At 37.7% G+C, this 13,010-nt stretch carries 10 protein-coding genes; 8 read left to right on the forward strand and 2 right to left on the reverse strand.

The features are described from left to right. Positions 1-58 precede the first annotated feature (58 nt). The 5 genes from ACKGJN_RS02885 to ACKGJN_RS02905 all read left to right on the forward strand — a co-directional run bounded on the left by ACKGJN_RS02885 (position 59) and on the right by ACKGJN_RS02905 (position 7,323). Positions 59-3,358 carry a hypothetical protein gene (locus ACKGJN_RS02885; protein WP_409537922.1) on the forward strand — a complete coding sequence of 1,100 codons (3,300 nt, stop codon included), beginning with the start codon at positions 59-61 and terminating at the stop codon, positions 3,356-3,358. Continuing rightward, complete coding sequence (ybeY, locus tag ACKGJN_RS02890; RefSeq protein WP_409537923.1) at positions 3,339-3,770, forward strand: rRNA maturation RNase YbeY; 432 nt, start codon at positions 3,339-3,341, stop codon at positions 3,768-3,770. Before ACKGJN_RS02885 ends, ybeY begins: the two co-directional genes overlap by 20 nt. A gap of 15 nt (positions 3,771-3,785) precedes the next feature. Next, positions 3,786-5,657, forward strand: a complete 1,872-nt coding sequence (gene mnmG, locus ACKGJN_RS02895; RefSeq protein ID WP_409537924.1) for a tRNA uridine-5-carboxymethylaminomethyl(34) synthesis enzyme MnmG — start codon at positions 3,786-3,788, stop codon at positions 5,655-5,657. Positions 5,658-5,725: 68 nt separating this feature from the next. Further along, positions 5,726-6,589, forward strand: a complete 864-nt coding sequence (locus ACKGJN_RS02900) for a class I SAM-dependent methyltransferase (protein ID WP_409537925.1) — start codon at positions 5,726-5,728, stop codon at positions 6,587-6,589. Between the two features lie 224 nt (positions 6,590-6,813). Continuing rightward, a complete protein-coding gene (locus tag ACKGJN_RS02905; RefSeq protein WP_409537926.1) occupies positions 6,814-7,323 on the forward strand; it encodes an OmpH/Skp family outer membrane protein in 510 nt (169 codons plus the stop codon). A gap of 111 nt (positions 7,324-7,434) precedes the next feature. Here the strand turns inward: ACKGJN_RS02905 and ACKGJN_RS02910 are convergent, their stop codons facing one another. Further along, entirely contained in the window at positions 7,435-7,830 is a 396-nt protein-coding gene (locus ACKGJN_RS02910; protein ID WP_409537927.1) for a DoxX family protein, read from the reverse strand. 8 nt (positions 7,831-7,838) lie between these two features. Further along, the gene (locus ACKGJN_RS02915; protein ID WP_409537928.1) at positions 7,839-8,993 is read right to left on the reverse strand and encodes a DNA polymerase III subunit; all 1,155 of its coding nucleotides are present in this window, start codon (positions 8,991-8,993) and stop codon (positions 7,839-7,841) included. Between the two features lie 153 nt (positions 8,994-9,146). On the opposite strand from ACKGJN_RS02915, the gene ACKGJN_RS02920 reads away from it, so the two are divergent. The 3 genes from ACKGJN_RS02920 to ACKGJN_RS02930 are packed head-to-tail and all read left to right on the forward strand — an operon-like array spanning position 9,147 to position 12,982. Then, complete coding sequence (locus ACKGJN_RS02920; RefSeq protein WP_409537929.1) at positions 9,147-10,334, forward strand: phosphoglycerate kinase; 1,188 nt, start codon at positions 9,147-9,149, stop codon at positions 10,332-10,334. 48 nt (positions 10,335-10,382) lie between these two features. Continuing rightward, on the forward strand, positions 10,383-11,978 hold the full coding sequence (locus ACKGJN_RS02925) for a lytic transglycosylase domain-containing protein (protein WP_409537930.1): 1,596 nt from the start codon (positions 10,383-10,385) through the stop codon (positions 11,976-11,978). Positions 11,979-12,001: 23 nt separating this feature from the next. Continuing rightward, positions 12,002-12,982, forward strand: a complete 981-nt coding sequence (locus ACKGJN_RS02930; RefSeq protein ID WP_409537931.1) for a DUF4837 family protein — start codon at positions 12,002-12,004, stop codon at positions 12,980-12,982. The last annotated feature ends 28 nt before the right edge of the window (positions 12,983-13,010 follow it).

The raw sequence follows: 13,010 nt of genomic DNA on the forward strand, positions 1-13,010 counted from the left end.
ATGAGAAAGTTATAAGAAATTCGTAGTTTTAATACCGGGAAAGGAAGGAGGAAAAATCATGGAGGATTTCAATTTTATTCAACAGAAATTATCAGCATTTATAAAAAGATTTTATATAAATGAATTGCTGAAAGGCAGTATTTTGTTTTTTTCCATCTGGCTTTTTTATCTCATCCTTATTCTGCTTATCGAATACTTTTTCTGGTTGGCACCCACCGGCAGAAGTTTCCTATTTTGGATTTTTATAGCCGTTTCATTTGGATTGTTGTTTAAATTCATTTTGGTTCCGTTGGGAAAACTCTTTAAAATATCTAAAGGGATAAGTCTCGCAGAAGCTTCCAGAATGATAGGCAGGCATTTTCCGGAAGTAAATGATAAGCTGCTTAACGTATTGCAATTGGAAAATTCTTCCGAAAAATCGGATTTGTTGCTTGCAAGCATCGCTCAAAAATCCAGAGAATTAAAGCCCATACCTTTTAAATTTGCAGTTAATTTCAAATCCAGTCTGAAGTATTTGAAATATGCCGCATTTCCCGTAATAATTATTCTCGCCTTTTTGCTCACAGGGAATTCTTCTGTTTTTTCAGATAGTTATTCCCGCGTGGTACATTATAAAACCATTTATGAACCACCGGCGCCTTTTATCTTTATCTTGAATAATGATGAGTTTTTAGTAGAGGAGGGTAAGGATCTTAAGTTGGAAGTTAAAACCAGTGGGAAGCTTGTTCCGGAAACAATGACGATTCATTATAATGGGGAAATGTATTATTTGAAATCTACTAACGCCAATGAATTTGAATATGATTTCCGCGGAATAAAAGAAGATATAGAATTTTATTTAAGCTCCAATAATGTTAGGTCCCGGAATTATAAAATCGAGGCTTTAGAGGTTCCTAGACTATTGGATTTTCAAATGCATCTGGAGTATCCAAAGTACCTTCAAAAAAAAGCTGAAACTGTTAAAGGAACTGGAAATGTGAATATCCCCGAAGGCACAATGGTTTCCTGGGAGTTAAACACAAAATCTACAGATAGGGTAGCTTTTGTTTTAAAGGACAGCGTAATTCAGTTTGAGAAGGAAAATGCCAAATTTACTATGGTCACACCCGTATTTTCAAATTTTGATTACAGGATCAAAACTTCAAATTCCAGGGTTGAAGATCATGAGGTTCTGGAATATTCAATTTCTGTAATAAGGGATCAGTTTCCGCAGATCACGGTAGAACATAAACTCGATAGTATTGACGGGGAAAGTCTTTATTTCTTCGGAAAGGTTTCCGATGATCACGCGGTTTCTGCCGTGAATATGGTGTATTATGTTGATAATGAAGAAGATAAATCTGAAAAAATTGCAATAACTGTAGAAAATCAGAATTTCAATGAATTTCTAAACTCGTTCCCAGGAAATATTGCTTTGGAAAGAGGAAAAGAGTACAGTATTTATTTTGAGGTTTTCGACAATGATGGAATACGGGGCGCTAAGCGCAGCAAAAGTGAAGTTTTTAGTTTCAGGGAAAAATCGGATAAAGAGATCGTAGAAGAACAACTTCAGCAACAGGGGGAATCCATACAAAATCTTACACAGAGTCTCGATCAAATGCAACTTTCAGAGCAGGAATTAAAGGAGCTTTCTCAACTTCAGAAACAAAAAGACAAGTTTAATTATAACGACCGGAAGAAGCTTGATAATTTCCTGGATCGCCAAAAGCAACAATCAGAAATGATGAAAAATTATTCTGAAAAGTTAAAGCAAAGTTTGGAGGATAAAGTTGGAACTGAAGAAAGCAGCAAGTTTAAAGAGGAACTTAAAGACAGGTTAGAACGGAATGAAAAACGCCTTCAGGAAAATGAAGCACTGCTGGAAGAATTGCAGAAATATTCAGAAAAAATCAACAGGGAAGAATTAACCGAAAAACTTGAAAAACTCTCCAAACAAAACAGCACTGAGCAAAAGAATCTGGAACAACTCCTGGAGTTGACCAAACGATATTACGTTCAGGAAAAAACCCAAAAACTTGCAAATGAATTAAGTGAACTGGCTCAAAAGCAGGAGGCGTTAAAAGATAAGGATTCATCAAATGCAGTTCAGGATCAGGAAGAAGTCTCAAAGGAATTTGAAGATTTCCAGAAACAAATGGAGGAGTTGGAAAAGGAAAACGAGAATTTAAAGAAGCCCATGGATCTTGGAAGGGAAGAGGAAAAAGAACAGGACATAAAGGAAGAGCAACAACAGGCAAAAGAGAATCTGGAAAAAAATAAGTCAAAAGAGGCCGGAAAAAACCAACAGAAGGCGGCAGAAAAAATGAAGGAAATGAGCAAAAAAATGAAAGCTTCTCAAATGATGGCTCAAGGGGAACAGCTAAATGCCAATATTGAAAGCATGCGGCAAATCCTTAGTAACCTCCTCGTTTTTTCCTTTGAACAGGAAGATTTGCTTCTTAAATTCAGGGATTTAAGGATTAACGATCCGGGATATGCAAAGGAGTTGAGGAAGCAACAGGTTTTAAAGGACCATTTCCGCCATATAGACGATAGTATTTTTTCCCTCGCGCTTAATAATCCACTGATCACAGAAAAGATCACCTCCAAATTAACGGATATTGAGTTTAATATAGATAAATCTTTGGAACGGCTTGCTGAAAATGAATTGCCGCAGGGAACTGCTAGTCAGCAATACGTAATGACCGGAACCAATGAGTTGGCTTTAATGTTGAGTGATGTATTGGCAAATTTGCAGGAAATGGCAAATTTGCAGCTAGGTTCTGGCGGGACTGGAAAAGGCATGCAGCTGCCCGATATTATTCAATCCCAGGAACAATTAGGAGAAAAAATGCAGCAAGGAATGTATCCAGGTGAAGGAGAAGAGCCTAAAGATGGTGAGGGAGATGGTAAAGACGGCGACCAGAATGGAGAGCAGGAAAAAGGATCGGATAGGTTGGACGAAAAGATGGACGGTGAGTTGTATGAGATATTCAAGGAACAACAAATGCTTAGGCAACAACTGGAAGATAAATTAAAGGAACGTGGTTTGGATAAGAAAAATTCTGGTTTGTTAAGGGAGATGGAAAATGTGGAGCGGGATATTCTTGAGAAAGGATTTAATTCCGAAACGAGCCAACGGATGAACCGGATTGTGCATAGATTGCTTCAACTTGAGAGTGCGGTGATGGAGCAGGAGGAGGAGGAAAGGAGAATTTCCAGGACTAACGAGAATAGTTTTGAGAACCACGCTAAGGATCAAATCATTAAGGCAAAAGAATATTTTAATTCTACAGAAATTTTAAACAGACAAACCTTACCTTTACGCCCTGTTTATAAAGAAAAAGTAAAGCGCTATTTTGAAGGAGTCGAAAATTAATTTTTATTCGGAAAATGAGTTCCAACTTGAACATGAGAAATCTTATGAAAGTTGGATCGAACGGGTGATTGATTCGGAAAATAAAAAGCTGGAAGAGATCAGTTATATTTTTTGCGACGACGATTATTTGCTGGATATAAATATGAAATATCTGGATCATGACACCTTTACCGATATTATTTCTTTTGACTACTCTATAGGGAATATACTACAGGGTGATGTCTATATTAGCACTGAGAGGGTGGAGGAAAATTCCCGGGAATTCAATGTTAGTTTTGAGGAAGAATTGCGACGGGTTATAATCCACGGGGTTTTGCATCTTTGTGGTTACAACGATAAAACGGAAGAAGAATCCTCTTTGATGAGACTTAAAGAAGAGGAAAAACTGAAATTGTTCCACGTGGAACAATAGGAAAAGATAAGCTATATGTTTGATAAGGAATATGATGTAATTGTGGTAGGAGGCGGTCACGCCGGAAGTGAGGCAGCTGCAGCAGCGGCCAATATGGGAAGCAGTACCTTGCTTATCACCATGAACCTTCAAAATATTGCACAAATGAGCTGTAATCCAGCTATGGGCGGTATTGCAAAGGGACAGATCGTTCGGGAAATTGATGCCATTGGGGGTTACAGCGGATTGGTGAGTGATACCAGTGCCATTCAGTTTAAAATGCTCAATAAATCTAAAGGCCCTGCAATGTGGAGTCCAAGGGTTCAAAGCGACAGAATGATGTTTGCCGAACACTGGCGATTGAGGCTTGAGAATACGGCAAATCTTGATTTTTACCAGGAAATGGTTGCCGGTTTAATCGTTGAAGGAAATAGGATTGCCGGAGTTCGAACTTCTCTTGGACTTGAAGTAAGGGCAAAATCTGTGGTGCTTACAAACGGTACTTTTTTAAACGGGTTAATTCATATAGGAAATAAAAATTTTGGTGGTGGTCGTTCTGGCGAAAGAGCCGCTACAGGAATTACAGAAGAGCTTGTTCAACTTGGATTTGAATCGGGCAGAATGAAAACCGGAACGCCTCCGCGTGTGGATGGCCGTTCCTTGGATTACTCAAAAATGGTAGAACAACCCGGTGATGAAATCCCTTCCAAATTCTCTTACCTGGATGAAACACAACCTTTGGTAAAACAACGTTCCTGCTATATGACGTATACCTCCAATGAGGTACATAATATATTGAAAGAAGGTTTTGACCGTTCTCCAATGTTCAACGGAAGGATTAAGAGTATTGGACCTCGATATTGTCCATCTATAGAAGATAAGATCAATAGATTTGCCGATAAGGATAGGCATCAGTTATTTGTGGAGCCGGAAGGATGGAATACGGTAGAGATGTATGTAAATGGGTTTTCAACATCGCTTCCGGAAGATGTTCAATACAAAGCATTAAAATCTGTAGCCGGATTTGAAAAGGTGAAATTCTTCAGACCGGGTTACGCGATCGAATACGATTATTTTCCGCCCACTCAGTTGCAACATACCCTGGAAACAAAATTGGTTGAAGGCTTATATTTTGCCGGTCAAATCAATGGAACCACCGGTTATGAAGAAGCCGCTTCCCAGGGGTTGATGGCAGGTATAAATGCCGCGCTTAAAGTTCAGGAAAGGGATCCTTTTATTTTGAAAAGGGACGAAGCTTATATTGGAGTGCTGGTGGATGATTTGATAACTAAAGGAACTGAGGAACCCTACCGGATGTTTACTTCCAGAGCCGAATATAGAACCTTGCTTCGGCAGGATAATGCCGATTTCAGGTTAACTGAAAAATCCTATAAATTAGGCTTGGCCGGAGAAAAAAGGATGCGAAAAATGGAAGAGAAGAAAGAAAAATCTTTCGGCTTTGTCAATTTTTTAAAGGAAACAAGTGTGGTTCCTGAATTTTCTAATCCTGTTTTGGAATCTAAAGATTCTGCAGTAATGAAACAAAGCGATAAGATCTTTAAGATTTTTTCCAGACCAAATATTACGATGGAGGATGTGAAAACATTCCCCGGGGTTACGGAATATATAAGGGAACATGATTTGAATGAAGAGATGCTTGAGCAAACAGAAATTCAAATTAAATATTCCGGATATATAGATAAGGAAAAAAACAATGCCGATAAATTGCATCGTTTAGAAGAGGTGAAAATCCCTAAGAATTTCGATTATTCCCACATTAAATCCATGTCTTATGAGGCTCGGGAAAAGCTGAATAAAATTCAACCTGTCACGGTATCTCAGGCTTCAAGGATTAGTGGGGTGAGTCCCAGCGATGTTTCAGTTTTGTTGGTTTATATGGGAAGATAAAACAGATTGTTTCACGTGGAACAATTTGAAATAAATTTTGTTTTTTAAATAGTACAACAACAAATTCAATGATAGGATCCGATATACAAAACAAACATTCAGTTTTTATCTCGTGTAAAGATCATACCGTTTCAAAGGAACAATTTGATTTGTTATATGATCCTGAAAAACAAATGTTGACTACTTTTCCTAAACCGGATTTAAAAGATCTCCCCGGCTTTTACAAAAGCAAGGATTACATTTCACATACCGATTCCAAAAAAACTTTAATAGAGAAAATCTACCATCAGGTTAAAAAGCATATGCTTTTAAGAAAGCTGAAATGGATAGAAAGAAAATATCCGGAAATAGGAAACTTACTTGACATTGGTGCCGGAACGGGTGATTTTTTAAACGAAGCAAAAAAGAGGGGATGGAAAGTTCATGGAATAGAGCCCGATACAGAAGCGCGAAAAAGAGCTTTAGATAAGGGAATTAAATTGTCTGTAAATTCCCACAATTTCAAATCGGGGAAATTTGATGTGATAACGATGTGGCACGTCCTTGAACACGTACACGATTTAAAAAGTCAGATCATAGAATTGGAACACCTTCTTAAAAAAAATGGATTATTGGTTATTGCGGTTCCAAATTACAAAAGCTATGATGCTCAATATTATAAAGAATTTTGGGCGGCCTATGATGTCCCCCGACATCTTTGGCATTTCTCCCAACAAAGCTTTAAACCTCTTTTTTCGGAAAACGGATTTAAACAGACCGATCTCAAACCATTGATTTTTGATTCCTTTTATGTAAGCCTTCTTTCGGAAAAATATAAAACCGGGCGAAGCAATTTTTTAAAAGCCTTCGCAATAGGATTAAAATCGAATATAAAAGCAAGATCCACCACAGAGTATTCTTCGCTGGTGTATTTCTTCCGAAAAACTAAGTAAAACCCATTTTAAGCTGTTTTAAGCGGGTATCTACCTGTTAAATAACCAATCACCTGTTTTTTGTCTGAAAATGGTTTTTGACGGCTTTAATCAGCTTGTTTTCTATTTCAATTCGCTATGTTTTTTAAAATTACTATAGAATTTAATTATAATCAGTAATTTCCAAATTAATTATTTTTTACAATCCTACTTTGTTACTTTTGCGGCTAAACAAAATTAAAAAGATGAAAAAATTAATATTGGTAGTTTTAGTTGCTGCCGGTCTTACAAGTTGTAATCAGGAAAAAACGGCGTATGTAGATACGACCAAACTTATTCAGGAATATAAGGAGATGAAAGATGTGGAAGCTGAATTCACTTCAAAATCCGACAGGATCAAGGGAGAATTGGATTCTTTGGCCCAAAGTTTCCAGGCAGAAGTTCAGGCTTATCAGGAAAATATGAGTAAGTTATCTACTGCTCAAAGACAGGAAAAAGAGCAGGAATTAATGAAAAAGCAGCAAACTATTCAGCAGCAACAACAAATGATGGGTAATCAATTGCGTAGTGAAAGCGACGTGGTAATTGATTCTATCGTGACTAAAGTGAAGGATTATGTGAAGGTATATGGTGAGAAAAATGACTATACCTATATTTTTGGTTCAAACGAATCTGCAAACATTATGTATGCTAAAGAAGGCCTTGATATTACAGAGGTGATCCTTGAAAAATTGAATGAAGGCTATAAAGAGTAGCACCAGATTTCTTAATTTAAAAAACGCATCAGGCTTTTTGTCTGATGCGTTTTTTTATGTATATACTGAAGCAGTATCTGATTTTCGGTTTATCATTATAATTCTATTAAATCAGGATAGAATATACACCCCAAAAATCACCACTATAAAATATCCGCAAATTGTAAAAGCTCCGGCATAATCTTTCGCCACTCTTTGTCCAAACAAAAGCATTAACAAAGTGATTGCTGCCATTATACAGGTATAAAGTGCAAATAGAAGTTCTCCATCTGTTATCAATTTAATAATTCCAACAATAGCCAAAAGACCTGTTACCACCTCAAGAACTAATATAGTACCAACCATTAACGGTACCTGCCCGGCTAAAAATGTTTTTGAAAAATGGGATTTTAACCAACCTGTATTTCCTTTCCAGTCGGTTATTTTATCAATTCCGGATTGTAAAAAGGTGATAAGAATAAAGATGAGAATTAAGATCTCCGTAATATAAGTTTGAAGGTTTACCATATTTGTGATTAAGCTGCTTTTTGATGTAAAAGACGGGTTAGTTTTATAGATAAGTCTGTGAGTATTATTTTTGCATTTCCATTTCGTTCAATATGATATATAGCATCCTGAATTTCTGAAGTGATCGCCATAATATTTGCACCGTGTATAAAAGGCGCGAATTTTTCCATCTTGAAAGTAGCCGATTTCGGCTGTAAATAAACCAGGTTTTTTGCGTTATAGTTGAACATTAATGCCTGCCTGAAAAAATCAAGACAATAGGACAAAAAGCTCTTTTGAGTCTCGCGGCCAATTCCTGCAATTTCTGTACTCCAGTCTATCAAGTCATGAATTGCAGCTTTATTGCCTTTTGCCTTAAATGCACTGCGCACCCAGGAAATGAACCAGGCTTCAAATTGTTCATCGCCGGAATCATTTTTTAAAATCTGGAGCGCCTGTGCAAAATTTCCATTGGCCTGGATCGCAATTTTTTTTGCTGAAAGCGCATCAATTTTTTTGTTTTTTTCCAATTCCTGAGCAATTACCGTTTCTGCAATAGGAGGAAAACGAAGAATTTGACACCGGGACCTTATGGTTTGAATAATTTGCTCCTCGTCTTCGGCTATTAAAATAAACAAGGTTTTCTCCGGCGGTTCCTCTATAAGTTTTAGAAGTTTATTGGAACAGGCCGTATTCATTTTATCGGCCCCCCAGATAAGCATCACTTTATAACCGCCTTCATAGGATTTCAGCGAAAGGGATTTTACAATTTCCTGCGCCTCATCTACTCCTAATTGCCCTTGTTTATTATCAATTCCAAGTTTAAGGTACCAGTCAAACAAACTTCCGTAGGGATTTTCATGGATAAATTCCCGCCAGGAATCCATAAAATTCCCCGAAACCGGGTGCTTTTTTATGGTATCTGTTGTTGCTACAGGGAATGCAAAATGAAGATCAGGATGTGCTAATTTTTTAAAGCTGTTATTACAGGATTGTGTTCCGGAACTGTTTTCGCCGCCAGAATTTTCGCATAATATATATTGGGCATAAGCAATGGCCATGGGGAGTAATCCGCTGCCATGATTTCCCGTAAATAGTTGTGCATGTGGAATGCGTCCTCTATCTGCGGTAGTAGTTAAATGATTTTTGATGTGGGGTAGGCCCAAAACTTCAGAAAAAAGCATAAGCAAAGATAAAATTAATCTACACTTTATATCTTCAGAAAAATTTATATTTGTAATATACGTACCCCCTGAGAAAGGCCAAATATGATTGTGGTCTAAAAAATTTAATTAATTATTCCCGATGGTGGCGTGGAACCATAAAATATAAAGAAAATGAAAACAATTAACGATTATAATTTTAAAAACAAACGAGCTTTAATTCGGGTAGATTTTAATGTTCCTGTAGATAAAGGTGGGAAGGTAGGCGATGCCAACAGGATTGAAGCAGCCGTACCTACTATTAAAAAAGTATTAAACGATGGCGGAAGCGTGGTTTTAATGTCTCATTTAGGAAGGCCAGAGAACAATGAGTCCAAGTATTCTCTCGAGCAAATTGTTGGAAAAGTATCTGAAGTTCTTGGAGTGGATGTGAAATTTGTAAACAATTGTGTAGGGGAAGTTGCCGAGAATGCCGCCAATGACTTAAAACCCGGAGAAGTTCTTTTACTTGAGAACCTGAGATATCATGAAGAAGAGACGGAAGGAGACTCAGATTTTGCCAAACAACTTTCCAAACTTGGGGATATCTATGTAAATGATGCTTTTGGAACGGCCCACAGGGCTCATGCTTCTACTACCATTGTCGCAAAATATTTTGAAGATAAATGTATTGGTTATTTGCTTCAAAAGGAAATTGAAAGTTTGAATAAGGTATTAAAATCGGCAGAAAAACCTGTAACGGCCATTTTGGGAGGTGCAAAAGTTTCCTCAAAAATTACCGTAATAGAGAATATTCTTGATAAGGTAGACCATCTAATTATTGGCGGAGGAATGGCGTTTACCTTTATAAAAGCACGTGGAGGAAATGTAGGAAGTTCACTAATTGAAGAAGATAAACAGGAGCTGGCATTGGAAATTCTTGAAAAAGCAGAAAAAATGGGTGTTGAAATCCATTTGCCAATCGATTCTGTAATTGCCGATAGTTTTTCTGAAATGGCCAATACCAATACTACTCCAATAGACAATATTCCGGATGGCTGGATGGGATTGGATGCAGGCCCCAAAACCATTGAAAGTTTCTCTAATGTGATCGCTAAATCTAAAACCATCCTTTGGAATGGTCCTATAGGTGTTTTTGAAATGAAAACTTTTTCAAAAGGAACCATAGAACTCGGAAAGGCTATAGGAAAAGCTACCAAAAATGGAGCATTTTCCCTGGTTGGTGGAGGAGATTCGGTTTCTGCTGTGAAAAAATTCGGACTTGAAGATCAGATGAGCTATGTTTCCACCGGAGGTGGTGCTATGCTTGAAATGCTGGAAGGAAAATCTTTGCCCGGAATCGAGGCAATTTCCGGAGAGTAGGCACTAAAATTGAAAAAATTCCGTTTTAAACCATAATTCAACGGCGAAATGAAAAAAACGATCTCTTTCCTGATGTTATTTCTTTGGTTTTTAGGCAGTTATGCCCAAAACCCAAAGAAACAAATAAATACGGCCAAGACTACCAATGCTCAAAAAGCGAACTTCAGGGTTCAGGTTTTCGAAAAAAAAGACAGCAGCAGCATAAAATTGCTAAACCCTGACCCTGAATTTAAAAACCGACTGCCTATAGGGGCTAAAATTGATGAAATATCAAATTTTCAGGATCTACCAAAGGCTGCTGTTATAGATTCAGTTTGGAAAGCAGAATTGTTGAATTCAGATCTTTTTGAAATGATGCAACGGGAGATCCGGGACCAGGACTATTCTGAAGTTGTTTATAAAGAATTACCCACAGATACCTTAAAGGCAAGATTGGCAAAATTAAATGCACGAACACCTTTTAATGTGGAGTATAATCCTATACTGGAAAGCGTAATTAAATCTTATTTGAAGCGTAATAAAAAGTCCATGGAGCGGCTTATGGCTTTAAGCGAATATTATTTTCCAATGTTTGAACAGCAATTGGACAGGTATGATGTTCCTCTGGAAATTAAATATCTTGCCATTGTGGAATCTGCTTTAAATCCCAGGGCTAAATCTCACATGGGTGCTACAGGACTCTGGCAGTTTATGTTCGCAACCGGAAAAATGCAGGGGCTAAATGTGAGTTCCTATGTAGACGAGCGAATGGATCCAATAATGGCTACAGAGGCTGCGGCGCAATATCTTGCCAGTCTTTACCGCACTTTTGGTGACTGGGATATGGTGCTGGCATCGTATAATTCCGGTCCGGGAAATGTTTCCAAGGCAATACGTCGAAGTGGTGGCTCTACCAATTACTGGAATTTGCGCTCCTATTTACCAAGGGAAACTGCAGGATATGTTCCGGCGTTCCTGGCTACATTATACTTATTTGAGTATGCAGAGGAACACGGTTTTCAGCCTGAAAAGCCTGAATTGGCATTTTTTGAAACCGATACTATCCACGTGAAACAATTGCTTTCTTTCGATCATATATCGAAGGTAACAGGCGTAGAAAAAGAACTGTTACAGTTTTTAAATCCCAGTTATAAACTGGATATCATTCCCTATGTTGAAAATGAAGACTATGCGCTCCGGATGCCCAGAAAAAGCGTGGGAATGTTTGTAAATAACGAAGATGCCATTTACAATTTCGCTAAAACCGAGTTGGTAGAAAAAGAGAAAGCGTTACCAGCATATGTGGAAGCTGAAGACAAGGTGAGATATCGTGTGAAAAGCGGTGATTATCTTGGAAAAATCGCTCAAAAATATGGTGTAGGGATTAGCAGTATAAAAAGCTGGAATAACCTAAGCGGAAATAATTTAAGGGTGGGTCAATACCTCACTATTTATTCCCGAAAGCCTGTAAATGTTGCAAATACTGGCAATGCAAGACCCAGCAATGAAGCTGAAACAAAATTATATACAGTTAAAAGCGGAGACTCCCTTTGGAGCATCTCTAAAAAGTTCCCTGGAATTACGGTACAAAATTTGAGGAGTTGGAATGGAATAACCCATACCAACCTTAAACCAGGGATGGTCCTAAAACTCTCACGAGGATAGGATCTTCTTTTAAAAACCAGTATATGAAGAGCTTTATATTCTTTGGATTGATTGTAGCCACACTTTTTTTAAGCTGTAATGATTCTGAAAATCAGAATGAAATTATCCTTACAAATTCCTCAGGGAACATCAACAATGTTTCAGTAATAATTGAAAATGAAAAATGGGAAGGCCAGATAGGGGAAGCACTTCGGAAAAATCTTGCTGCAGCTGTAGATGGATTGCCACAGGAAGAACCCTTGTTTTCTTTGAACCAAATGCCTCCGGAAGCCTTTTCCGGATTTGTGAGAAAAAACAGGTTATTTGTAAAAATCGAATCAGATAAACCAGCGAATTTTAAGGTTTTTAACGATCCTTTTGCGCACCCTCAAACCGGAATTTTAATCGCCGGAAACAACCCACAGGAAATAGTAGATCAAATCAATAAACATTCAGACAGTATTATCGATATTTTGAAGACCACTGAAGTAAAGGAGAAACAACGTAGAATCCATAAATCCCTGAAGAATGATGAAAAGCTGAAAAAGCAATTTGGGGTTTCCCTGAAGTTTCCCTCTGCCTACAGATACGCAATTGAAGATGAAAATTTCTTTTGGATAAGAAAAGATATTCCAAGCGGAAATATGGAAATTATGGTGTACCAGGTTCCTATAAGTTCCATAGAAAATGATTCCAGTGTGGTTTCCAATATAATAAGAATGAGGGATTCCATTGGGGAGACCCACATCCCCGGACCTCTTAAAGATAGCTATATGATCACGGAGGAGGCTTACGCTCCTTATTTATTTGATTCGGAGATCGACAAAAAGTTTGCTTATGAGACCAAAGGTACCTGGGAGGTAAAAAATGCTTTTATGGCGGGTCCGTTTATCAATTATGCGGTACGTGACAGCGCAAATAACCGATACCTTATTTTGGAAGGTTTTACTTTCTCACCTTCAACGGCAAAAAGGGATAATATGTTTGAACTGGAAGCTATTCTGAAATCGGCGAAAATAGAATAAAAAAAAGCCCAATTTAAATTGGGCTTTT

The organism is Gillisia xinjiangensis (assembly GCF_046298265.1).
Lineage (GTDB): Bacteria > Bacteroidota > Bacteroidia > Flavobacteriales > Flavobacteriaceae > Gillisia > Gillisia xinjiangensis.